Annotated in this window: 13 protein-coding genes; all 13 read left to right on the forward strand. The window is 38.7% G+C overall.

The features are described from left to right. The first annotated feature begins 93 nt into the window (after positions 1 to 93). Positions 94 to 1,500 (forward strand): acyltransferase domain-containing protein, encoded by a 1,407-nt coding sequence (locus HWQ42_RS10005; protein WP_292811453.1) that lies wholly within the window; start codon positions 94 to 96, stop codon positions 1,498 to 1,500. Positions 1,501 to 1,552: 52 nt separating this feature from the next. After that, positions 1,553 to 2,407: a 3-hydroxyacyl-CoA dehydrogenase NAD-binding domain-containing protein gene (locus HWQ42_RS10010; RefSeq protein WP_292811455.1), complete on the forward strand. Its 855-nt coding sequence runs from the start codon at positions 1,553 to 1,555 to the stop codon at positions 2,405 to 2,407. 19 nt (positions 2,408 to 2,426) lie between these two features. Beyond that, positions 2,427 to 2,675: an acyl carrier protein gene (locus HWQ42_RS10015; protein WP_292811457.1), complete on the forward strand. Its 249-nt coding sequence runs from the start codon at positions 2,427 to 2,429 to the stop codon at positions 2,673 to 2,675. Positions 2,676 to 2,715: 40 nt separating this feature from the next. After that, positions 2,716 to 3,897 (forward strand): acyl-CoA dehydrogenase family protein, encoded by a 1,182-nt coding sequence (locus tag HWQ42_RS10020; protein ID WP_292811459.1) that lies wholly within the window; start codon positions 2,716 to 2,718, stop codon positions 3,895 to 3,897. Between the two features lie 68 nt (positions 3,898 to 3,965). Then, positions 3,966 to 4,226 carry a hypothetical protein gene (locus HWQ42_RS10025; protein ID WP_292811461.1) on the forward strand — a complete coding sequence of 87 codons (261 nt, stop codon included), beginning with the start codon at positions 3,966 to 3,968 and terminating at the stop codon, positions 4,224 to 4,226. A gap of 26 nt (positions 4,227 to 4,252) precedes the next feature. Continuing rightward, entirely contained in the window at positions 4,253 to 4,921 is a 669-nt protein-coding gene (locus HWQ42_RS10030) for a cupin-like domain-containing protein (RefSeq protein WP_292811566.1), read from the forward strand. A gap of 129 nt (positions 4,922 to 5,050) precedes the next feature. Further along, a complete protein-coding gene (locus HWQ42_RS10035; protein ID WP_292811463.1) occupies positions 5,051 to 6,121 on the forward strand; it encodes an HAD family hydrolase in 1,071 nt (356 codons plus the stop codon). 39 nt (positions 6,122 to 6,160) lie between these two features. Continuing rightward, the gene (locus tag HWQ42_RS10040; protein ID WP_292811464.1) at positions 6,161 to 10,909 is read left to right on the forward strand and encodes a non-ribosomal peptide synthetase; all 4,749 of its coding nucleotides are present in this window, start codon (positions 6,161 to 6,163) and stop codon (positions 10,907 to 10,909) included. After that, on the forward strand, positions 10,906 to 12,306 hold the full coding sequence (locus HWQ42_RS10045) for a condensation domain-containing protein (protein WP_292811466.1): 1,401 nt from the start codon (positions 10,906 to 10,908) through the stop codon (positions 12,304 to 12,306). Before HWQ42_RS10040 ends, HWQ42_RS10045 begins: the two co-directional genes overlap by 4 nt. A 215-nt stretch (positions 12,307 to 12,521) precedes the next feature. Then, positions 12,522 to 13,778, forward strand: coding sequence for a diaminobutyrate--2-oxoglutarate transaminase (ectB, locus tag HWQ42_RS10050; RefSeq protein ID WP_292811469.1), 1,257 nt, complete (start codon positions 12,522 to 12,524; stop codon positions 13,776 to 13,778). 54 nt (positions 13,779 to 13,832) lie between these two features. Further along, positions 13,833 to 16,604, forward strand: coding sequence for an amino acid adenylation domain-containing protein (locus HWQ42_RS10055; protein ID WP_292811471.1), 2,772 nt, complete (start codon positions 13,833 to 13,835; stop codon positions 16,602 to 16,604). 35 nt (positions 16,605 to 16,639) lie between these two features. Continuing rightward, positions 16,640 to 21,394 (forward strand): type I polyketide synthase, encoded by a 4,755-nt coding sequence (locus tag HWQ42_RS10060; protein WP_292811473.1) that lies wholly within the window; start codon positions 16,640 to 16,642, stop codon positions 21,392 to 21,394. Further along, the gene (locus tag HWQ42_RS10065) at positions 21,391 to 26,046 is read left to right on the forward strand and encodes a non-ribosomal peptide synthetase (RefSeq protein WP_292811475.1); all 4,656 of its coding nucleotides are present in this window, start codon (positions 21,391 to 21,393) and stop codon (positions 26,044 to 26,046) included. Before HWQ42_RS10060 ends, HWQ42_RS10065 begins: the two co-directional genes overlap by 4 nt.

The raw sequence follows: 26,046 nt of genomic DNA on the forward strand, positions 1-26,046 counted from the left end.
ATTACAAAACTTAGTCATTGTAGGATAAATCGATGAAAACATCAAAAAATAACTCTCACTAATGTTAAGTAGCTATTTTGGAGTTTGTAAACAATGCTTACTAGCCCTTCTCGTCCTTGGCAGTTATTAGTAATTTCTGCAAAGACCGACTCAGAACTAAAAACTGCTACTGTAAACCTTGCAGATTACTTGAGACAGCATCTTGACCTTAACCTTGCGGATATTGCTCATACATTGCAACGCGAACAAGAGGTTTTTAAGCATCGGCGGACGGTTGTTTGTCGGGATATTGAAGATGCTCTAGTTGCACTTCAAGATTCAAGACGAGTGCTTACCAACATCCAAGAAACAGAAGAACGTCCTGTAGCCTTTATGTTTCCTGGACTTGGTACTCATTACGTCAATATGGCTTGGGAACTTTACCAAGTCGAACCCGTATTTCGCACATCAGTTGACTACTGTTGTGAATTTCTCAAACCCCTTCTTGGTCAAGATTTAAAAGATGTAATCTATCCACACAGAGCTTCTCAACAAGACCAGCAGTCTTTGAGAGAAAATTCTCCAGGTCTGGACTTGCGAAAAATGTTAGGTCGCAGCCAGACACAAGCGGATGCAAAGATGGTAGCTGCTAAATCTTTACTCAATCAAACTCACCTCGCTCAACCAGCGATTTTTGTAATTGAATATGCCTTAGCAGAGCTATTGATGTCCTGGGGAATTCGTCCGGCGGCAATGATTGGCTATAGCATTGGTGAATATGTAGCAGCGACTTTGGCAGGGGTTTTATCTTTAGAAGAGGGTTTAACACTAATTGCTGCAAGAGCGCAGATAATTCAAAAGTTGCCAGGTGGAGCAATGCTTGCAGTTCCACTTTCGCAAACAGAGATATCTCCCTTACTCAATGATAAACTCTCACTTTCTGCGGTCAATGGCCCATCTATGGGTGTAATCGCAGGTGAAACCAATGCTATAGAAATTTTAGAACAACAGTTAACACAAAAAGGTTTAGCTTGTCGTCGTCTGGATACGTCTCATGCTTTTCACTCTCAGATGATGGAGGGTGCTATCTCTGACTTACGTGAGTTGGTAAAAACATTTAACCTGCAAGCAGCAAAAATTCCCTATATATCTAACGTTACAGGAACTTGGATAACAGCAGCAGAAGCTACAAGTCCCGATTATTGGGTTAAGCATCTTTGTCAACCTGTGTTGTTTGCTCAGGGTATGCAGGAGTTGTGGAAACAACAATATCCTATTTTGTTGGAAGTAGGCCCTGGACAGACTCTAGGTAGCTTTGCTCTGCAATGTATAGAAAATAATCCAGCAGTTAGTCAAATTATCTTACCCTCTCTTAGATATTCTTACGATAATAAACCAGACTTAGCATTCTTACTTAAAACATTAGGTAGGCTTTGGTTAACAGGAGTGCAAATAGATTGGGCGAAATTTTATGTTCATGAGCATCGTCATTCCATTCCTTTACCCGCCTCTCTTTTTTAATGCAAAAACTACCTTAAATACAATAATATCCAAAGGGAGATGAGTCAAAGTTATGAATATTCAAACAGTAGGTGTTGTTGGTGCAGGGGTAATGGGAATAGGGGTCGCACAAAACCTTGCTCAAACAGGCCATCAAGTAATACTCGTAGATATTTCGGAAAATACCCTGGATAAAGCTAAACACGAAATCAGGAATAATATCCGCTTTCAGGGTTTTTTCAAAAAAACTGACAAAACAGGGACTCCAGATAGTATCCTCGACAAAATAGAGTTTTCTACAAACTATAAAATGTTAGAGAATTCAGATTTTGTAGTCGAAAATGTCACAGAAAAGTGGGATATTAAAAAAGAGGTATATCCTTTACTAGATTCTATCTGTCCAGCAAATTGCGTATTCGCTGCTAACACATCAGCAATTCCCATTACCCAGATTGCTTCAGCTACTAAGCGTGCTGATAAAGTTGTTGGTATCCACTTTATGAATCCTGTACCAATGAAGCCGATGGTAGAGATGATTCGTGGATATCATACCTCTGATATAACAATTGAGATAGCAAAAAAAATGCTAGATCAGATGGGTAAAGAATGTATCATTGTTAATGATTCACCGGGTTTTGTTTCTAACCGGGTGTTGATGTTAACTATTAACGAGGCTATTTTTCTATTGCAAGACCAAGTTTCTACAGCAGAAGATATAGACAAAATCTTTAAAAGCTGTTTTGGTCACAAAATGGGGCCTTTAGAAACAGCAGATTTGATTGGTCTAGACACCATTTTATTTTCTATCGAAGTCTTATATGAAAGCTTTAACGATAGCAAATATAGACCATGCCCCTTACTCAAAAAAATGGTAAATGCCGGGTTACATGGTAGAAAAAGTGGTAAAGGATTTTACGCATATCAGTAAATAGGAATAATCAAGACAAATGAACGAAATTCAAGCTAAAATCAAAAACTTTCTGGCAAAATTTTTCGGTAATCATGATTTGCAACCAGATGAAGATATCTTTGCGCTCGGTTTTGTCAATTCTATGTTTGCCATGCAACTTGTTTTGTTTGTAGAGCAGGAGTTTCAGATTATCATTGAAAACGATGATTTAGAGTTGGAAAATTTTCGCACAATCAACTCTATCGTCAATTTAATTGAACGTAAAACTACTACTCTCGTACATTAATCAAATATACGTTGCCATTTTATATGGCATAAATGATATTATGAAACTAGAACTATCTACCCAACAGAAAAATGCTCAAGCTAAATTTAGAGCTTTTGTTAATGAGGAAATATGTCCTAGTGCTGGGGAATGGGATAGAAAAGAATTTACTCCACCAGAACTAATTAAGAAAATCGCCGAACATGGTTTTCTCGGTGCCATATTACCCCAGGAATATGGTGGTAAAGGAATGGACATGATTACTTATGGTATTCTCAACGAGGAACTTGGACGGGGATGTTCTTCTGTGCGGAGTTTGCTCACAGTTCACAACATGGTTGCTTATGCTTTGTGTAAATGGGGTAATAAGTCTCAAAAAGAGTATTGGCTGCCCAAATTTGCATCTGGAGAAATCATAGCTGCTTTTGCACTAAGCGAACCTAATGTAGGTAGCGATGCCAAAAGTGTAGAAACCACAGCAACACTTGTAGGTGATGCTTATATATTAAATGGGCAAAAGAAATGGATTACCTATGGACAAATAGCAGATGTATTTTTGGTCTTTGGTAAATGTGAGGGTAAACCCACTGCTTTTTTAGTTGAAAAAAATAGCCCAGGACTTTCAGTCAAAGCAATGTCTGGTATTTTAGGTGTTAGGGCTTCAATGTCAGCAGAATTACTGTTTAATAACTGTCACGTTTCTTTAGAAAATTTAGTAGGTAAATTAGGATTTGGATTTTCCTACATTGCATCTTCTGCGCTTGATTATGGTAGATATAGCGTAGCATCGGGTTGTGTAGGTATTGCTCAAGCTTGTTTAGAAGCTTGTATCAAGTATACAAATGAACGAAAACAGTTTGGTGTTTATCTGAAAGAACATCAATTAATCCGTCAAATGATTACTCAGATGATAACTAAAGTGAAAGCAGCAAGACTTTTATGTTATCAAGCTGGTTATCTCAAAGACATTAACGACCCCAACTCGATTATGGAAACTGCTATTGCGAAGTACTTTGCATCCACAGTAGCTACCAAAATAGCAAATGATGCCGTGCAAATTCATGGAGGCAATGGTTGTAGTAGTGAGTACCCAGTTGAAAGGTATTTACGAGATTCTAAAATCATGGAAATTATTGAAGGTAGTACTCAAATTCAAGAAATTACTATCGCGGAATCAGGTTATCAAGATTATCTTTTGTCAACTGTTTCTACTAAATTAGAAAAAAATATTGTTTTCAAATAATGTTTTTTTCATTAAATAAAAAAATTAGACTTTACGAAATAAGACAAGTAGATTGTTGAGGATTGTTTATGAAAGTTAAAAATAGTAACTCAATTTTGAGGATTAAAAATCCTAATCAAGAAGAATTTGTAGAGCTTTGGAAGCAATATCAGCCTTTTTTAATTGAAGGTGTTGCTGAATATTGGGATGCTTGTAGTAAGTGGTCTAATGATTATTTGATAAAACATTGCGGAAATAATCTGGTTGAGATACAAAACTTTAAAAAAAATTTTTTGAGGATTATAAAATATTTTCTTATGTTGGTGCTTATGTTGAAGATCGAAAAATAATTAAATACAATGAGTATCTAAAAGAGATACAAGATAGAGTTAATGAAAACAAGAATGATTCTGATTTAGTAGGGTGTTATTTACCGAGTGCTTTTTTTGAAGATTCTTTCCCTGAAATTATTGGAGACGTAATTTATCCACAATACTTAAACAGGAAGCCATTAGTTAACTACTGGCATGGTTTCTCAAGTAAAATTTTTTCTTCAGCTAGTGCCCTTCATTTTGACGGAGTTCATAATATTTTTGTTCAAATTCGAGGTAGAAAAAAGATACTTTTATATCCTCCTTTAGATTATTTGTCATTTTATCCACCTCTTGAGGATAGTCGTGGTTTAGCAGCTTATAGTAAGGTAGATCCGAATCTCCCCAATTTGGAATTATTTCCGAAGTTTCCTTGGCAGGAAAAAATAGAAATTGTAATTCAACCAGGAGAAATGCTCTACATACCACCTTATTGGTGGCATCATGTAACAGCAATAGATGAAAATATATCATTGTCATTTTTTTACGATATTACAATTCAAGATTATTTCAAGCAAAAAAATATGTCATCAGTTTTGTTTAACATCGCACCTCATTATCTATTTCATGCAATCTCCTCTCCAGACGCTCTACAGTCTTCTATAGCTATGATCAAATCTTTTATCTTACCGGGTAGTTTCACAGAGAGCGCTAGAGACGAAAAAATTAAATAGCAAAAAAATATTGAGATACATTTCGCACGGAAATAAACTGAGCTTTTGATTTAGCTACGAGCTATTAGCCAAGAACTCATAGCTGATGGCTCAAAGTATAAGTACACTTAACAGAGAGAGTTTAATATTATGATTATCACTGAAGAACAAGATGTAAATAGTAAAGAAAAAGATAAAAAAGTTATTAAATGTGTCGTTTGGGATTTAGATAATACTTTATGGCACGGAGTTTTGCTGGAAGATGAGAAAGTTGCTCTGCGAGAAAATATAGTAAATATTATTCAGACTTTAGATGGTCGTGGTATACTGCAATCTATAGCTAGTAAGAACGAATCTGCTACAGCAATAGCTAAACTAGAAGAATTTGGTTTAAAAGAGTATTTTTTATATCCACAAATAAACTGGAACTCTAAAGCATCTTCTATCAAAGAAATTGCTAGCTTACTTAATATTGGGATAGATGCGATCGCTTTTATTGATGATCAATTATTTGAACTAGAAGAAGTAAAATTTTCCTGTCCACAAATCCTCTGTATTAATGCTGATGAAATAGAGTACATTGTAGATATGCCAGTCATGAATCCTCGTTTTATTACAGAAGATTCAAAATTAAGAAGGCTAACGTATCTTAATGATATAGAACGAAATAGTTTCGAGAAAGAATTTATTGGAACTCAAGAAGAATTTTTAGCTACACTCAATATGACTTTCGTTATCTCTTCTGCTCAAGAAGATGATTTACAAAGAGCCGAAGAATTAACAATAAGAACAAATCAATTAAATACAACTGGTTATACATACTCCTATGACGATCTAAATCAGTTTCGGCAATCTGATAAGCATAAAATATTGATTAGTAGTTTAGAAGATAAATATGGTAATTATGGAAAAATTGGGTTAGCTCTTGTGGAATGTGAAGAAGTTGTGTGGACTCTAAAACTTTTGCTGATGTCTTGTCGGGTCATGTCTAGAGGTGTCGGCACAATTATGCTAAATCATATTATGAAATTGGCTAAAAGCAATAATGTCCGTTTGCGGGCTGAGTTTATTTCAAATAATCGCAATCGTATGATGTACATATCTTATAAGTTTTCAGGCTTTCAGGAAGTTGATAAAAATGGAGATTTGCTGATTTTAGAAAATGATTTAAGGCGAATACAGCCTATCCCTGAATATGTGAATGTCAAAGTTATAAATTAAAAAATATTGCTATTTCTGGTAGTTTGACAGGGGAAGATTATGGACAAAAAAAAAGATGAAATTTCAAAACGACGGTCAAAGCTTTCACTCGTGCAGCAAGAGTTTCTCAAAAAGCGGTTACAAGGTGAAATTCACTCTGACTTTCAATTAGAAGTTATTCCAAGACGTTCCCAAATAAGTCCTGCTCCCCTATCCTTTGCTCAACAACGCTTATGGTTTTTGGCCCAGTTAGAGCCAAACAGTCCTTTCTACAACATCCCTGGTGCTGTTCGTTTACAGGGACAATTGGATCTAGGAGCATTGCAACAAAGTTTCAACGAAATTATCAGTCGCCATGAAGCGTTGCGAAGCAATTTCCAAACAAGAGAAGGGCAAGCAATATCTGTCATTTCTGAAACGGTGCCCTTAATATTACCAATATTTGATATTAGTGAGCTACCTTTAAATCAACAAGAAGCTGAAGTCAAACAACAGGCTTCTCAAGAAGCACAAAAACCTTTTGATCTCAACAGCGACTTGTTACTGAGAGCAAAGCTGTTGAGACTTAGTAAACAAGAACATATATTATTACTGACAATGCACCACATTGTCTCTGACGGTTGGTCGATAGGTGTTATGGTGCGCGAATTGGCGACGCTTTATCAAGCCTTCTGTAATGGACAACCCTCGCCGTTACCTGCACTACCAATACAGTATGTAGACTTCGCGGTTTGGCAAAGACAATGGCTGCAAGGAGAAGTACTCGAAACTCAGATATCTTATTGGCTTAAGCACTTAGAGAACGCACCAAAAGTATTAGAGTTACCTACAGACCACCCAAGACCAGCAATTCAGACTTTCCGGGGTGCAACCTACTTATTTAAGTTATCAAAAGAATTATCCGCATCCCTAAATAAATTAAGTCAGCAGCAGGGAAGTACTTTATTTATGATCCTGTTAGCAGGTTTCCAAACACTGCTATGGCGTTATACGGGTAAGGAAGATATTGTGATCGGTTCACCGATCGCTAACCGCAACCGAACAGAGATAGAAGGGTTAATTGGATTTTTTGTCAACACCTTGGCATTGAGAACTAACCTGGCAGGAAATCCCAGCTTTGAAGAGCTACTAAAAAGGGTACGGGAAGTAGCGTTAGGAGCTTATGCACATCAGGATTTGCCTTTTGAGTTGTTAGTTGAGCAACTGCAACCACAGCGAGACTTAAGCTATACACCATTATTTCAAGTGATGTTTGTGCTTCAGAATGCACCGATGTCTGCGTTAGAGTTGCCTGGTTTGACTTTAACTCCCTTAGAAAGCAATAGTGATAGTGCCAAGTTTGATTTAACCCTACAAATGACAGAAACAGAGGAGGGACTAGTTGGAAGCTTAGAATACAATACTGATTTATTTGAAGAAAAGACGATACACCGAATGGCAGGTCATTTGCAAACCTTGCTTGAAGGAGTTGTTGCTAATCCACAGCAACATTTGTCGGAGTTACCACTGTTAATTGATTCTGAACGGCATCAATTGCTGCGGGAGTGGAATAATACAGAAGTTGAGTATTCTCAACAGCTATGCATCCATCAGTTATTTGAAGCGCAAGTAGAACGCACACCTGATTCTATAGCAGTAGTATTTGAAGATCAACAGTTGACCTACTGTGAACTCAACACCAGAGCAAATCAACTAGCTCATTATTTGCAAGCTTTAGGAGTAAAGCCAGAGGTGCTGGTGGGGATTTGTGTAGAGCGATCGCTCGATATGGTCATCGGACTATTAGCAATCCTCAAAGCGGGTGGTGCTTATGTACCGCTAGATCCGATGTACCCACCGGAACGTTTGGCCTTCATGCTAGAGAATGCCGACATATTCGTTTTGTTGACTCATAAACGGCTAGCAGAGCGGTTATCGAAGTACAAAGGGGATGTGATTTGTTTCGACGCAGATTGCGAAACCATTGCCCAACAAAGCCGAGAAAATCAAGTCAGTGGTGTCACACCAGACAATTTAATGTATGTGATCTACACCTCTGGGTCAACAGGTAAACCCAAGGGTGCAGGAGTCTATCAGCGAAGCTTTGCAAACCTGATGAATTGGTTTGTGACGGAATTCGATTTTACCTGCAATGACCGTGTTTTACTGTTATCTTCTTTGAGTTTTGATTTGACGCAGAAGAATATTTATGCTCCTTTACTCGTGGGAGGTGAGTTGCACCTTTTATCATCTGGATGCTATGACGCTGCACAAATTGCTGAGTCCGTTTGTAACAAACAAGTGACGTGGCTCAACTGCACTCCAAGCGCCTTTTATCCATTGATAGATCAAGGTGATAAAAGCTTGTGTATGAAGAAGACGTTGAAGTATGTATTTTTGGGTGGTGAACCGATTTCAATCTCTAGGCTCAAGGTATGGCTCGACTCTGTTCCCTGCAAAACACAAATTGTCAACACTTACGGCCCGACCGAGTGTACAGATATCTGTGCCGCTTATCGGGTTGCTCAACCCGAACAATGGCTAGAAAAATTAGTACCGATTGGGAAGCCGATCTATAATGCCAAAGTATACATATTAGATGAAAAGCTCAAGCCTTTGCCGGTGGGTATGGTCGGCGAACTATATGTTGGTGGTGAAGGAGTCGGACGAGGGTATATCAATAATATTGATCTGACTTTAGCTAAGTTTGTTTCCGATCCTTTCAGCAACAAGCCGGGCGCACGCCTATACAAGAGCGGGGATCTGGCTCGTTATTTAGCAGATGGTAATATCGAGTACCTTGGACGTATCGATCACCAAGTAAAAATACGCGGTTTTCGCATTGAACTCGGCGAAATTGAAGTAGCCATCAACCAATATCCAGCAGTAAAAGAAACTGTAGTTGTAGTCAGCGAAGAATCGGTAAATTCTAAACGTTTAGTCGCCTATGTAGTTCCTCAAAAAGAGCAAACACTGGCAATTCCTGAACTACGTAGCTTCTTAGAGTCAAAGTTGCCACCCTACATGGTACCATCTGCTTTTGTCAGCCTAGAAGCGTTACCATTAACACCTAATGGCAAGGTTGATCGCAAGGCACTACCTGTACCTGATACAGCAAGACCTGAATTAGGCAAAGAGCTAGTAGCACCTCGTAATTTCGTAGAAGCCAAGCTGGCTGAAATTTGGACAGAAGTGCTTGGTGTGGATAAAGTGGGTATTTTCGATAACTTTTTTGAGTTAGGTGGTGATTCCATCCTTGCCATTGTAGTTATCACCAGAGCCAACCAGGCTGGTCTAAAACTGGCAGTTAAACAGTTATTTCAACATCAAACAGTTGCTGGTTTGGCAAGTGTAGCAGTTGCGAAAAAGGTAAAACAAGCTGAACAAGGACTGATTACAGGTTTAGCTTCTCTGACACCAATACAATACTGGTTTTTTGAACAGAATCTACTCGAACCCCACCACTGGAACCAAGCAGTCTTACTAGAAGTTAAACAAGTTCTTGACCTAGCTGTATTAGAAAAATCCGTACAGCAACTGCTGTTACACCATGATGCTCTCCGCTTACGCTTTGAACAAACAGAGTCTAGCTGGCAGCAGGTTATAGCCAGCCCTGATGCAGAAGTACCCTGGATACACTTGGATTTCTCTGCCCTATCAGCAAGCGAACAAGAACTAGCCATCGAAACAGCTGCTACCAAATTACAAGCGAGTCTTAATCTCTCAACAGGCCCATTGATCCGAGTTGCTCTGTTCGACTTAGGGCAGCAACCAAGCCATTTGCTGATAGTCATTCACCATTTAGCCGTAGATGGGGTTTCTTGGCGGATTTTACTGGAGGATTTAGAAACAGTATACCAACAGTTAAGTCAAGGCAAGAAAGCGCAACTGCCAGCAAAGACAACCTCTTTTAAATATTGGTCGCAATGCTTACAGGAATATGCACAATCAGCTATCCTCCAGCAAGAATGGGACTATTGGCTGAGTCCGTCTTGGCAGGAGATTGCTCCTTTACCAGTCGATTTTTCTGACGGCGACAATACTGTGGAGCAAGTTCGGAACATCTCAATTTTTCTGACTGTGGAACAGACTCAAGCCTTGCTAAAAGAAGTACCAAAAGCTTACAATACGCAAATTAACGATATTTTGCTCACGGCACTAGTACAGGCTTTTTCTCAATGGACTGGCAATAGTTCTCTGTTGTTGGCTCTGGAAGGTCATGGGCGGGAAGAAATTTTCGATGATGTAGATTTTTCACGCACATTGGGGTGGTTAACCTCTATTTTTCCTGTACTATTAGATTTAGGAAAAACGTCTGATCCCGTAGAGGCGTTGAAAGTGGTAAAAGAGCAGCTGCGGGGCATTCCAAATAAGGGAATGGGCTATGGTGTACTACGTTACCTAAGTCATGATACTACAAGAGTAGAGGCACTGCGATCGCTTCCCCAAGCTGAGGTCGTCTTCAATTACTTAGGTCAGTTCGATCAAACATTTTCAGACTCATCAATATTTAGAATCTCTCAGAACTCCCAAGGACAAACGCGCAGTTCGGGGAACCAGGAGACTTATACGCTAAATATCAATGCTTTGGTAATTGATAACCAGTTGAGAGTGAATTGGGCGTACAGCGAAAAAATACATCGACGAAGTACTATCGAACGATTAGCGCAAGAGTTTTTAGAAGCATTGCAAGTACTCATGACTCATTGTCAATCCCCTGAAGACAGAGGATATACACCTTCTGATTTTCCAGAAGCAGACTTGATTCAACAAGACCTTGATCGGTTTTTAGAGAAAATCAACCGAGGGAGTAAAAATAAAACAAGATGAAAGAAGATATCCAAGATATATATCCACTATCTCCGATACAGCATGGTATGCTTTTTCACAGTTTGCACGCTCCGGAAATGGAGCTATACCATGCACAGTCTGTCTACACCTTTAGTGGCAATTTGAACCTTGCGGCTTTTGAATATGCTTGGCAGCAAGTAGCAACCCGACACACAATGTTGCGTACTAGCTTCTATTGGGAAGAATTGGATAAACCACTACAAGTTGTGCATCGGCAAGTAGAAGTACCTGTAGAATATCAAGACTGGCAGGAAATCAATCCATTAGAACAGCAAGAGCGTTTACAGTCTTTTCTCAACAGCGATCGCCTGCGGCGTTTTGATTTTTCCCAAGCACCTCTAATGCGTGTGGCCATCATCCAGATTCAAGAACACGCTTACTATCTTGTTTGGAGTAGCAGCCTGATCGTTCTTGATGGTTGGTCATATCCATTGGTATTAAATGATGTGATTGAAATTTATGAAGCTTATTGTCAGGGTGAAGATGCATCCTTAGCAGATGGCAGTTGCTTTCAAGATTATATCAAATGGCTCAAACAGCAGGATTCATCAAAAGCAGAGGAGTTCTGGCGACAGCATCTTCATGGAGTCAAAGAGGCTACTCCTTTAAGGAATTTAGAGTCAAACAACTTGTCTCATTTAGAACAACGGTACGAGGATATAAAAATCAGTCTATCGGAAGCAACGACAAAGAATCTATATTTATTAGCAAGACAGCATCACCTCACTATGAGTACCCTCGTTCAGGGAGCTTGGGCTATACTTCTGTATCACTACAGTGGCAAAAATGATGTAGTCTATGGCTGTACTACTTCTGGTCGTCCAGTAGATTTAGAGGGTTCGGAGTCAATGGTAGGGGAAATGGTTAATACCTTACCAGTAAACATCAAGGTAAATATGCATGAGTATTTATTACCTTGGCTTCAGCAATTGCAAAATCAGTTAATAGATATTCGTGAATATGAATATTATCCATTGGTAGATATTCAAAAGTGCAGCGAAGTTCGGGGTAATGTAACCTTGTTTGAGAGCATAGTGGTGTTCGAGAACCAAAAAACAGGTAAATTTCTGGAAGAATGGGGGAGTCTAAACATCTCTGAGAAAACTGAATATTACAAAACTAACTATCCTCTAACTATAGTTGGGTATCCTGGTGCAGAACTGACGATTGGAATTAATTATGATTTTCGCCGCTTTGATGGTGCAACAATTATTAATATATTAGAGCATTTAAAAATATTGCTCGAAGGCATAGTGACGAATCCTCAAGTACGTCTTCAGGATTTATTGTTGCTTACCGAACAAAAGCCCCATATTAAATTATCAATGTTAGAAACAGAAATGTCATTGGATTTTGATTTTGTTTCCACCAATTAAATGGCTAGATAAAGCTTAAAAAATCAAAGTTAACAAAAAAATACCAAATTTCATTTCCAGGATTTTGATCTTGATTTATTTGTAATTAGAGAAGACGAAGGGGTTTTTGGCTTTTAGCGATCGCTCCTATAGACCCGAAGAGTCTTTTAAAGGAAAACCCCAAATTCAGCAATCCCAGATTCATTAATGTATTTTGTAATTCAAATAAAAAAGTCATGAATATATTTGAAAAGCGTGAATCAAACGTCAGAAGCTATTGCCGCAATTTTACTGCCATCTTTCATAGAGCTAAAGGTTCTATAATTTATTCTGAATCAGGTGAAGAATATATTGATTTTTTAGCAGGAGCAGGTGCTTTAAATTATGGACATAATCACGACTATATCAAAGAAAAGGTAATCTCATATTTAGATGCCGATGGAATAACACATGGTTTGGATATGTATACTTCGGCTAAGGAGAAATTTTTAGCCAAGTTTGATGAGGTGGTACTAAGTTCAACAAAACTAGATTATCGCATTCAATTTTGTGGGCCAACAGGAACAAACGCAGTTGAAGCTGCTTTAAAATTAGCGAGAAAAGTAAAACGAATAACAGGCATATTCTCCTTCATGGGAGCATATCATGGAATGACTTTAGGCAGCCTATCAATTAGTGGCAACATCGGAATTAGAGCAGGCGCAATTGGTACATCAAGTAATGTAAATTTTATGCCTTATCCTTATGGATTCATGGAAAGTTTTGACACAATAGAATATATAAATTCTGTTTTAAATGATGTCAACTCCGGAATTGAAAAACCAGCAGCAATAATCTTTGAAACAGTGCAAGCTGAAGGTGGGGTTGTTGTAGCTCCCATTGAGTGGATGCAAAGACTAAGAAGGTTATGTGACGAGAATGATATTTTATTAATCTGCGATGATATTCAGGTCGGCTGTGGTCGAACAGGCTCTTTCTTTTCCTTTGAAAGAGCAGATATTGTTCCTGATATGGTAGTACTTTCTAAATCTATTAGTGGGTACGGGTTTCCAATGTCACTGTTATTGATTAAACCAGAATTGGATATATGGGAACCGGGTGAGCATAATGGTACTTTTCGGGGTAATCAATTGGCATTTATAGGAGCAACAGCAGCTCTAGAGTATAGAGAAAGTAGCAATCTCCAACAGGATGTCAAAGCCAAAGAACTTTTTTTGAAAAACTTTCTTACTCAACAAATAGCACCAATTAGTGAAAAGATAGAAATACGTGGAATTGGTATGATTTGGGGTATTGATTTGAAAAATTTTGGCGGCAATATTTTTGCTAAAAGTATAACATCACGTTGTTTTGAGCTAGGATTAATAGTTGAATGCGCAGGTAGAAATGATACTGTAATTAAGATTTTGCCACCTTTGGTAATTGATATGTCTACCTTAGAAAAAGGTTGTTTAATTATCAAAGAAGCTTTTAATGACTGCATGTCAAATTAAATTGGCATACTAATATTCATAATTCAGCAAGTAGTTTGTTATCAGGAAAACAATATGAGTACAAAATCACACTCAAATGACTTATTATCTCAAAAAATTTATTGGATAAATAAGTTATCAGGAGAACTACCAGAAACAAATTTAATGCTGGACTATATAAGACCTTTATTTCCTAGTGATAAAAACAAATCTCTTAGCTTTGACTTATCAAATGACTTATCTAAAGCAATCATTAAGCTAGCAAAAGGTTCTTATTTTTCAACGTACTTGATACTAGTGTCTGCATTGAATATATTGCTACAAAAATATACTCGAAATAATGATGTTATTATTGGAATACCTATATATGAAGAAAATGGTACAAGTTGCATAAATAGCAAAGTCATTCCCTTGCGTACTCAGGTAACACGTCAACTTTCATTCAAAGATTTTACTTTTGAAGTCAAAGATGCAATTATCAGTGCTTTCAACAATCAGAACTCTAATTTTAATGAGTTAATTAAGTTGTTAGAGCTACCAACAAGCCCTAATCGTTGTGCATTTTTTGACATAGTAGTTTTATTAGAAAATATTCATAGTAAAAAAGATTTAAATCAACTTAATAATGACATAACAATTTCTTTTTCAGTTAATGGTGAAGGTATTATTGCCAATGTTGAGTATAAAGAACATCTGTTTAAAGATGAAAATATAAAATTGATGATTAGGTATTATAGTAATGGTCTTGAGAGTATTATCAATAACTTGAATAATAGAATATCAGATATTCTATTTTTGAAAGAATTTGATAAACATCAGTTGTTGAAAAAATATAACAATAAGACTAAAGAATATCCCGTCGATCAGACAATAAATAAATTATTTGAAAATCAGGTATATCAAACTCCAAACAAGATAGCTGTCGTTCATCAATCCACTAAATTAACCTATCAAGAAATAAATATAAAAGCTAATCGAATAGCTAGATTACTGCGAAAAATAGGTGTTTCTAAAGGAGACTTTGTAGGCATTTTTAAAGCTCGCGATATCAATTTCCTGGTTGCTATTCTTGCTATCTACAAGGCGGGTGGGGCATATATACCGATTGACAGTACTTATCCACCAAATCGAATTAAATATATGCTATCTAATAGCGAACTTAAATTTATACTAACAGATTATTCGCTATTAAATTCCTTATCAGACTTGGTAGAAGATGATTCACAATTATCATCTATTGTTTGTTTAGATGATGTCTTGAATAAGACTAAACTAGGGGCTAATAAAACAGAGCTTAAAATATATAGCAAGTGTGATTTTGACCAGCTAGCTCATGACAATTTAGAACATCTGAATGATGCTGTCACCCCAGCTTATATGCTTTATACTTCAGGCTCTACAGGATTATCTAAAGGGGCAATTATTAGACATGATGGTGCAATAAATCATATTTATGCTCAATTTGATGAGTTGGAGTTAAGGTCGGAATTTTGTTTTCTCCAAAGCGCTCCTTCTTCAACAGATATTTCTGTATGGCAATTTTTGGCACCACTTTTAATTGGCGGAAAGACTATAATTGTAGATATCGAAACTGTTGCGATTCCCGAACAATTATTTGCAGTACTTAAATCAGAACAAATTACTGTTGTTGAATTAGTACCAACATTATTTGGAGGGTTACTTGAATATACTTCCCAATTACCAAACCATGAACGGGTATTACCAGATTTAAAATGGATGATATTATCGGGTGAATCTGTATCGGTTAAATGGGTAAATAAGTGGCTTGAGATATACCCCCATATCAGAATTGCTAATGCTTATGGCCCTACCGAAGCTGCTGATGATATCACCCAGTTTATCGTTAACAAGCCTTTGCCAGAAAATCAGCGAACAGTTCCAATTGGTAAACCATTAGCAAACTTAAATCTCTACATTCTAGATGAAGAAATGCAGCTATTACCCATTGGTGTTCCTGGAGAAATCTGTGTATCGGGAATTGGTGTAGGTGATGGGTATTGGAAAAACGAAGAAAAAACCAATTTAAGCTTTGTTCCTAACCCGTTTACAGATACCATAAACAGCCTACCTGGTAATCGCAAAGATTTAATTTATAAGACTGGAGATTTAGGAAGGTGGCTGACTGATGGGAACATCGAATTCCTTGGACGTATTGACCATCAAGTGAAGATTCGTGGTTTCCGGGTTGAACTTGGAGAAATTGAGACGTTTTTAGGTCAGCACCCGAATGTACGTGAAAATGTAGTTGTGGTTCAACAGGAGCAAGCAGATAACGTGCAATTAGTTGCCTATGTGGTTGCGAAGACAGAAGTAGTTCCTAGTATTAGCGAACTCCGTAGCTTCTTGAAGGGAAAATTACCTGACCACATGATTCCTTCTGCCTTTGTAGTACTGAAAAATCTACCGCTAGCACCAAGCGGTAAAGTAGACCGTAAAGCTCTGCCTAAACCAGATAATCTTCGCCCAGAACTAGAAACAGCTTACGTATCACCGCGAAATGAGATCGAGCGGACGGTTGCTGATATTTGGCAAAAAGTACTTAAAGTGGAGAAAGTTGGCATTAAAGATAACTTTTTTGAACTTGGTGGTCATTCGTTAAATGTACTTCAGGTTTATAGCAAAGTACGAGAACTTTTGAAAGCGGATTTAGCTATAACTGACCTTTTTAAATATCCGACTATAAATTCTTTATCACAGTATTTAACTCAAAAAGATAATAGTGATGAAGTATTTGCATCTGAAAGTAATCAAATAAATGAAAATCTAGAAGCTGGTAAAGCTAGATTAAAACAAAGCCGATTACGAAAGAAACAACAAATTATTTAAAAACGAATAGAAGATTAATTAAAAGGATAAAAATCATGTCTAACTCAGTTGATTCTTTAAGTGACAAAACAGGCTTAGAAATAGCTATTATTGGGATGAGTGGCTGTTTTCCCAAATCTCAAAATATTGAGCGATTTTGGCAAAATATCCGAGACGGAGTAGAGTTGATTCATTATTTTACCGCTCAAGAGCTAAAAGATTTAGGTGTAGATTCTGCCGACCTGACAAACCCTTATTATGTCAGGGCCGAGGGTGTAGTTGAAGGTATAGATTTGTTTGATGCTTCATTCTTCGGTATAAATCCCAGAGAAGCTGAAATTATGGACCCCGGACTGCGTTTGTTTTTGGAACATGCATGGACAGCACTTGAAAATGCTGGTTATAGTTCCGAAGCTTACAATCAGCCGATTGGAGTTTATGTTGGTACTAGTTTTGGCGGTTATTTACGTAATATTTATTCAAATTATGAAATTGTAGAATCTCTTGGTGAACAACAAATAGAAAAAGGAACCTCTGGAGCTTCCGTTACATTTGCTTCTTATAAATTAAACTTGCAGGGGCCAAGTTATGCAGTTCAAACTACCTGCTCAAGTTCATTAGTTGCTTTACATTTAGCCTGCCAAGGTTTGCTTAGTGGCGAGTGTGATGTTGCTTTGGCGGCTGGAGTCTCAATATCAGAAGCAGTCGGTTATGTATATCAGCAAGATGGGACTTCATCTCCTGATGGACATTGCCGTGCTTTTGATGTCAAGGCCAAGGGATGTCCGAGAGGAAGGGGTTTAGGTGTTGTAGTTTTAAAGCGTTTAGAGGAGGCGATCGCAGATGGAGACTGCATCCATGCAGTCATCAAAGGTTCCGCCATTAATAATGATGGAGCAAGCAAAGTTAGCTACACTGCACCCAGCGTTGATGGTCAGGCAAAGGTGATTAGAGCGGCTCAGATTATGGCTGAGGTGGAACCCGAAACAATTACCTATATAGAGGCTCACGGGACTGCAACCGCTCTAGGCGATCCCATTGAAATTGCTGCTTTAACACAAGCTTTCCGCAGCAAAACTCAGGAAAAGGGCTTTTGTGCGATCGGTTCTTTGAAAACCAATATTGGACATTTGGACGAAGCTGCTGGTGTTGCAAGTCTAATCAAAACCGTTTTAGCGCTCAAGCATAAACAGATACCACCTAGCTTAAACTTTAAAGAACCTAATCCCCAGATAGATTTTGCTAACAGTCCTTTTTACGTTAACAACACATTGTCTGAGTGGAAAAGCAATGACGCCCCTCGTCGTGCTGGAGTTAGTGCTTTTGGTTTTGGTGGGACAAATGCCCATGTAATTTTAGAAGAAGCGACTATAATTAAACCCTCTAGCCCTTCTCGGTCTTGGCAGTTATTATTACTTTCAGCTAAAACAAATACAGCACTGGAAACTGCTACAGAAAATCTGGCTAATTATCTCCAAGAACATCCAGATTTCAATCTCGCTGATGTTGCTCATACTTTGCAAGTGGGCCGCTGGACTTTGAACCATCGCCGAATGGTAGTTTGCCAAGACCAAGGAGATGCAATCAAGGCGCTGCAAGACCCTCAAATGGCTTTCACCCATTACCAAGAACCTTGTAATCGCTCGATTGTGTTTATGTTTTCTGGACAAGGTTCGCAGTATGTAAACATGGGTCGGGAATTATACGAGAGTGAAACCGTATTTAGAGAGCAAGTTGATTACTGCTGCGAGCTGCTCGTACCTCACTTAGAAGTAGACCTACGTACAATTTTCTACCCCTTTGCAGAAAAAACTCAAGAAGCAGCACAAAAGTTGCAGCAAACAGCAATTATTCAACCAGCTTTGTTTGTGCTTGAATATGCTCTAGCCAAGTTGTTGATGACCTGGGGCGTGCGTCCTGAGACTATGATTGGTCACGGTATAGGAGAGTATGTAGCTGCCACTGTGGCTGGAGTTTTCTCTTTGGAAGATGCCTTGGCAATAGTAGCTACTCGCGGAAAACTAATGCAGCAGTTGCCTAGCGGTGCTATGCTCTCGGTTCAGCTTCCAGAACAAGAGATAGAACAACTGCTAGAAAAGGAAATCTCTCTGGCTGCAAGCAATGCACCTTCTTCCTGCGTGGTGTCTGGTTCGACAGAAGCGATAGACCAATTGCAACAGAAGCTACAACAAATGGGTGTAAACTGTAGACATTTGGATACTTCCCACGCCTTTCATTCTCAAATGATGGAACCCATCATTGAAGCTTTCACCTGGTCGTTACAAAAAATAAAACTCAATCCCCCGAAAATTCCTTTTGTGTCCAATGTTAGCGGAACTTGGATTACCGTAGCAGAAGCGACAGACCCTAACTATTGGGCGAGGCATTTAAGGCAGCCAGTGCGTTTTAGCCAAGGTGTAACAGAGTTACTCAAACAGCCAGAGCAAATACTGTTGGAGATTGGCCCGGGACGGACACTGAGTAGTTTGGCTAAACAACATCAAACAGATGAACTGATAGCCCTAACCGCTATACGACATCCTCAAGAGCAACAATCAGATGTAGCATTTTTACTCAACACCTTGGGTAGACTTTGGGCAGTAGGAGTTCACATTGATTGGTGTGGTTTTTACGTAGATGAAAAGCGTCATCGTCTACCCTTACCTACTTATCCTTTTGAGCGCAAGCGTTACTGGTTGGAGGTAAATAGAAATGCACTTCTGGCAATGAAGTCGTCAAAAACCTTAGATAAGAAGCCAGATATTGCTGACTGGTTCTACATTCCTCGTTGGAGAGAATCTACACCGCTTGAGGTTTTCCAAAAACAAAAGCTGGTAGAACAAAAGTTATGTTGGCTAGTTTTTGTCGATACCTATGGAGTTGGATCAGAAATTGCAGAAAGACTCAAACAACAAGGTCAGGATGTGATTACCGTCAAAGTCGCAGATAATTTTGCGAAACTTAGTGACTGTACATATACAATTAATCCCCAACAGAGAGATGATTATGATATCTTGCTTCAAACACTACGAGAGCAGAATTGGACTGCCCAGGGGATTGCCCATTTTTGGGGCGTTACTCCCAACGATACTCTACACTCTCAAGAGCTAGACGAACAAACACAACATCAATTTTTTGAAGATTGTCAGCATCTCGGTTTCTGGAGTCTACTTTTTTTAGCACAGGCCTTAGGAAAACAAGATATTAGCAATTCTTTGAAGCTGATGGTCGTCACCAGTAATTTATATGATGTAACTGGCGAGGAAAAATTATGCCCTTCTAAAGCAACTGTATTAGGGCCATGTAAGGTAATTCCCAAGGAATATTCAAACATATATTGCCGTAATATTGATATAGTAGTCAATTCTTTAAAAACCCCACCAGGACAAAATGTTTTAGACAATCTGATCGCAGAATTTACAGCAGATCAAACAGATGACATAGTTGCCTACCGTGGTTATCATCGCTGGATTCAATCCTTCGAGCCTGTGCATTTGGAACAGAGCATAGCTGATAAAACTAAGTTAAAGGAGGGAGGGGTTTACTTAATTACTGGTGGACTAGGCGGTATTGGTTTAGTATTAGCAGAACATCTAGCAAAGAAAGTGCAGGCTAGATTAGTCCTAGTTGGACGAAAGAGTATTCCCGAAAAAGATAATTGGCAAGAATGGTTGGCAACTCATGATCAACAAGATAGGGTTAGCCGGATAATTTGTAAAGTCCAAGTATTAGAGGCTCTTGGTGCAGAAGTTTTGGTAATCAGCGCGGATGTGACTAATTCCGAACAAATGCAGGCTGTGATTGCTCAGTCAATAGAAAAATTTGGTGTGATTAATGGTGTTATCCACGCAGCTGGTATTGCTGGTGGCGGTGTCATCCAACTTAAAACCCAGGATATAGCAAGCAAGGTACTCGCACCAAAAGTTAGAGGAACGATATTACTAGAGCAAGTTTTTCAGAATATTAATCTAGATTTCTTGGTACTTTGTTCATCCCAAAGTTCTATATTGGGTGAATTTGGACAGGTAGATTATTGCGCGGCTAATGCATTTCTTGATGTATATGCATATAATAATCAAGTTTCTAAATCTGGACGATTAACAATATCAATCGACTGGGATACTTGGCAAGAAGTAGGTATGGGAACGGAGATTATTCTACCAGATAATCTTAAATATTTAGCTGAAGATATAGTTGCAGAAGAATTAAAAGAAGCAATAATGCCTCAAGAAGGCGCTGATGCTTTTGATCGCATTTTGGGAAGTGCCTTACCTCACGTTGTTGTGTCAACAAAAAATTTCTCAGATGTAATTAAGGAGAATCATTATCTCAATTTTCTGGAAGAAGGATTAAAACTTCTGGAAGATAACTCAGCTTCAGGTAATATTTCCCAAGCAAACCATCCTCGCCCAAATCTAGGTAATGATTATGTTGCACCTAATAATGAAATTGAAGTAACTATTGCTCAAATCTGGCAACAGATACTGGGAATTAATCAAATAGGTATTCATGATAGCTTTTTTGATTTGGGAGGACATTCTCTATTAGCTACTCAACTTCTCTCTCGATTGCGTCAAGAGTTTCAAGTAAACCTGTCTTTGCATAGCTTTTTTGAAGCACCCACTATCATCGATCAAGCATTGATAGTTGAACAGACCCGAAGTTTGGGAGAAAGGTATAGTATCAACATGATTCCAAGAATCGAGCAAAGTAATGAGCAACAGGTGTTGGCAAAGCTCGATCAACTTTCAGACCAAGAAGTAGAGTTACTGCTTAATAAGGTGTTAGCAGAAAAGGGAACTGAACAATGACCAGTAATCACGAGATAATTAATGATGTTTCAACAGCAAAAAAACGTGAATTGTTAGCAAAACTACTTCAAGAAAAGGTTAGCCAGCTTCAGAATTTTCCAATGTCTTTTGGTCAACAACGACTTTGGTTTATAGACCAATTACAACCTGGTAACTTTGCTAATCACATATCGGCAGCTTTGCGTCTTACAGGTTCTCTGAATCAAGCTGCATTATTGCAAACCCTGAATGAAATAGTGCGACGCCACGAAGTTTTGCGAACTACTTTCGCAACGATGGAAGAAAAACCTGTTCAGGTAATTATTCCTACTTTAAGCTTGAATTTACCTACCATCAATTTGGATGAATTATCTGAGGTTGAGCAAGAAGCTGAAGTTAAAAAGTTAGTTATACAAGAAATTCAGCAACCCTTTAATTTGAGCCAAGCTCCATTACTGCGAGCTAGTTTGCTGCGTCTCAAAGAAACAGAACACATTCTAGTGTTCACAATGCACCATATTATCTCTGACGGATGGTCAATGGGAGTACTGACTCAAGAAGTCGCAGTACTTTACGAAGCCTTCTCGAAAGGGCAGCCTTCTTTGCTTTCAGAACTGCCAATACAGTATGTAGACTTTGCAGCTTGGCAGCGACAACGGCTACAAGGAGAACTACTACAATCACAAATATCTTATTGGAAAAACCAGTTAGAAGGCGCACCAAAATTATTAGAGTTACCCACTGATTACCCACGACCTGCCGTTAGCAGCTTTCAGGGTGCCAGCTATTCATTTGAGTTATCTGATGATTTATATGTAGCCTTAAATAAATTGAGCCAGCAGCATGGAAGTACCTTATTTATGACCCTGCTGGCAGCCTTTCAAATACTACTATGGCGTTATACGGGTAGTGAAGATATTGTAGTCGGCTCGCCCATTGCTAACCGCGATCGCACAGAGTTAGAAGGATTAATTGGTTTTTTTGCCAATACAATTGCGCTGCGAACTAATTTGGCAGGTAATCCTACCTTTGAGGATCTACTAACTTGTGTGCGAACAAAGCTATTAGGAGCTTACGCCCATCAAGATTTACCTTTTGAGCAGCTAGTAGAAGAACTGCAACCACAACGAAACTTGAGCTACACGCCAGTATTTCAAGTAATGTTTGTGCTTCAGAATACACCAATGTCAGTTTTCGAGTTGCCTGGTTTGACTATAAGTCCTTTGACAATTGATAATGGTAGCGCCAAGTTTGATTTGACCCTAGAGATCACAGAAACACCACAAAAACTTTTTGCTAACCTAGAGTTTAATACAGATTTATTCGAGTCAAGTACTATTAAGCGGATGGCTGGACATTTCCAGACATTACTTAAAGAGATTATTGCCAATCCAGAACTACGACTATCAGAATTATCACTGCTAACAGAAGCAGAGAAACGTCAATTGCTAGTGGAGTGGAATGACACTCAGGTTAATTATCCTCAAGATCAATGCATCCATCAGTTATTCGAGGCTCAAGTAGAACGCACACCTGATTCTATAGCAGTGGTGTTTGCAGACCAACAGTTGAGCTATCGGGAATTAAACACCAGAGCGAATCAGCTAGCGCACTATTTGCAAACTTTAGGAGTAAAACCAGAAGTATTAGTTGGGATTTGTGTAGAGCGATCGCTCGAGATGATAATTGGGCTGTTAGCCATCTTGAAAGCAGGTGGTGCATATATACCATTAGACCCCAGCTATCCGCAAGAACGCATTGCATTTATACTAGAAGATACTCAAGCCCCAGTATTGCTAACTCAAGAGTCGCTTCTTGAGGCGATACCGCAACACAAAGCTAAAGTAGTTTGTTTAGATGCCGATTGGCAGACAATCGCCCAACAAACCCAGGAAAATTTATTATCTGTTGTCACAACTGATAACCTAGCTTATGTTATCTATACCTCTGGTTCAACAGGCAGACCAAAAGGTGTAATGATTCAACACGCAAGCACAGTTGCAATGTTGGATTGGGCAAAGAAAACCTTTGCGATAGAAGCTATCCAAGGAGTTTTGGCATCAACCTCAATTTGCTTCGATCTTTCGGTATTCGAGGTGTTTGTTCCTCTGTGTTGTGGTGGCAAAGTGATTTTAATCGAGAACGCATTATTGTTACCAACTTCGTCAGCAGCCTTAGATGTAACCTTAATTAATACTGTCCCAAGTGTAATTTCACAATTATTAAGAACTGATGGAATTCCAGTGTCAGTGCAGATTGTGAATGTTGCAGGTGAACCACTTCATAATAAACTTGTACAACAACTTTATCAGCAGGATAATATACAAAAGGTATTTAATCTATATGGGCCTTCAGAAGATACAACTTATTCAACCTTTGCCTGGATACACAAGGATACCAGCAACACTCCACCTATCGGTCGTCCAATTCACAACACCCAGATTTATTTGTTAGATCAAAATTTACAACCTGTTCCTGTAGGTGTAGCAGGGATGTTGTATATCGGAGGTGCAGGTTTAGCCCGTGGTTATCTAAACAAAGCGGAACTGACCGCGGAGAAATTTATTCCCAATCCTTACGCAAACTTTCCAGGGGAACGGTTATATAAAACTGGAGATCAGGCACGCTATCTGCCCAATGGAGAGATCGAATATATTGGTCGCGTTGACTATCAAGTAAAAGTCCGTGGTTTTCGGATTGAACTGTTAGAAATTGAAGCAGTTATTCTTGAATACCCAGCAGTCCAAGAAGCTGTAGTTGCGGTTCATTTTTCACAGGTAGATTCTCAACAAATAGTTGCCTATGTAGTTCCACAAATAGAGCAAACACTGACAATTTCTGAACTAAGGAGTTTTTTAGAAGCGAAGTTGCCAAGCTATATGGTGCCAGCAGCTTTTGTCATATTATCAGCACTACCACTAACACCTAATGGTAAGGTTGACCGTAAGGCACTACCTACACCTGATACAGCTAGACCTGAAGACAAAGAACTAGTAGCACCGCAGACAACCGTTGAAAAGCAGTTGGCTGGAATCTGGACAGAAGTATTAGGTCTGAAAAATATAAGTATAAACGACAACTTTTTTGGATTAGGTGGGGATTCGATTCTTAGCCTTCAAGTAATATCCAAAGCCAACCAAACAGGGCTGCACCTAACTCCTAAACAGATGTTTCAGTACCAAACTATTGCCCAATTAGCGACAGTAATTGGTACAACTCAGAAAATTCAAGCTGAACAAGGAGTTTTAACTGGAGCGCTAGAGCTAATACCTATTCAGCACTGGTTTTTTGCACAAAAGCAACCAGAACCACAGCACTGGAATCAAGCTGTATTCTTAGAAAGCAAGCAGAATATTGACCCTGTAGTTTTAGAGAAAATTATCAAGTTTCTACAAATACATCATGATGTACTACGTTTACGATTTATACAAGAGGAATTTAGTACTGAAGCACTTATTGTTAGTCCTGATGATGTCATACCACTGACATGCTTTGATTTCTCAGCACTGCCAAAAGACCGACAATCGCCAGCAATAGAAGCAGCAGCAACTAAACTGCAAGCCAGCTTAAATCTGTCACAAGGGCCGTTATTCCAGGTTGCGCTTTTCAACTTGGGCGACAATCAACCCAACCGCTTGCTTTGGATTATTCACCACTTAGCTGTTGATGGTGTCTCTTGGCGAATTTTAATTGAAGATTTTCAAACAGCTTACCAGCAAATTAGTCAAGGCAAAGTAATTAAGTTGCCACCCAAAACAACTTCTTACAAACAATGGTCTAGCCATCTCCAAAAATATACACAATCTTCAGCACTACTTTCAGAAATAGACTTTTGGTTGACGACACAATGTCAATCAGTTTCGTCTATACCAAGAGATTTTCTTGATGGAAATAATATAGAAGAAACCACTTCTATCGTATCAGTATCGCTGTCCGTAGAAGAAACCCAAAGTTTGCTGCAACAAGTGCCAGCAGCTTACCAGACACAAATTAATGATGTCTTGTTAACAGCACTGATACTAACGTTTAACCAGTGGACGGGAGAAAATTCTCTACTAATTGACTTGGAAGGGCATGGGCGAGAAGAAATCTTTGAGGATGTGGATTTATCGAGGACTATCGGTTGGTTCACAACTCTTTTCCCAGTACACCTAAAGTTGGAAAATGCCAACGAGCAAGGAAAAGTCTTGAAGTCGATAAAAGAGCAGCTACGAGCAATTCCGAATCGAGGTATTGGCTATGGATTACTCCGCTATCTTTGTCAGGATAAGGAAATAGCTGAAAAATTTTCCTCATCAAAGGCTGAAGTTGCTTTCAACTATTTAGGACAGTTCGATCAAGTTTTACCAGAATCATCTTTATTTAGCTTCGCGAAGGAATCGAGTGGTTCCACTCGCAGTTTGCAAAGTAAACGAACTCACTTATTAGAAATTAACGGTGGTATTTATCAGGGACATCTGGAAATGAGTTGGTCTTACAGTAATAAGTTGCATCGACAAACCACGATTGAAGTACTTGCTCAAAGCTTTATTGAGGAACTGCGATCGCTGATTGCTCATTGCCTATCTCCCAATGCAGGTGGTTTTACCCCTTCCGATTTCGCAGATTTTCAGCAAAGCCAATGGGATCAAACCGATCTCGATGCCATTACAGCAGCTATGGGGGATATCTAA

The organism is Nostoc sp. JL23 (assembly GCF_017115065.1).
GTDB lineage: Bacteria > Cyanobacteriota > Cyanobacteriia > Cyanobacteriales > Nostocaceae > Nostoc > Nostoc punctiforme_A.

Coding starts and splice junctions, on each gene's coding strand:
- HWQ42_RS10005 (WP_292811453.1), top strand. CDS start 94: ATGCTTACTAGCCCTTCTCGTCCTTGGCAGTTATTAGTAATTTCTGCA.
- HWQ42_RS10010 (WP_292811455.1), top strand. CDS start 1,553: ATGAATATTCAAACAGTAGGTGTTGTTGGTGCAGGGGTAATGGGAATA.
- HWQ42_RS10015 (WP_292811457.1), top strand. CDS start 2,427: ATGAACGAAATTCAAGCTAAAATCAAAAACTTTCTGGCAAAATTTTTC.
- HWQ42_RS10020 (WP_292811459.1), top strand. CDS start 2,716: ATGAAACTAGAACTATCTACCCAACAGAAAAATGCTCAAGCTAAATTT.
- HWQ42_RS10025 (WP_292811461.1), top strand. CDS start 3,966: ATGAAAGTTAAAAATAGTAACTCAATTTTGAGGATTAAAAATCCTAAT.
- HWQ42_RS10035 (WP_292811463.1), top strand. CDS start 5,051: ATGATTATCACTGAAGAACAAGATGTAAATAGTAAAGAAAAAGATAAA.
- HWQ42_RS10040 (WP_292811464.1), top strand. CDS start 6,161: ATGGACAAAAAAAAAGATGAAATTTCAAAACGACGGTCAAAGCTTTCA.
- HWQ42_RS10045 (WP_292811466.1), top strand. CDS start 10,906: ATGAAAGAAGATATCCAAGATATATATCCACTATCTCCGATACAGCAT.
- ectB (WP_292811469.1), top strand. CDS start 12,522: ATGAATATATTTGAAAAGCGTGAATCAAACGTCAGAAGCTATTGCCGC.
- HWQ42_RS10055 (WP_292811471.1), top strand. CDS start 13,833: ATGAGTACAAAATCACACTCAAATGACTTATTATCTCAAAAAATTTAT.
- HWQ42_RS10060 (WP_292811473.1), top strand. CDS start 16,640: ATGTCTAACTCAGTTGATTCTTTAAGTGACAAAACAGGCTTAGAAATA.
- HWQ42_RS10065 (WP_292811475.1), top strand. CDS start 21,391: ATGACCAGTAATCACGAGATAATTAATGATGTTTCAACAGCAAAAAAA.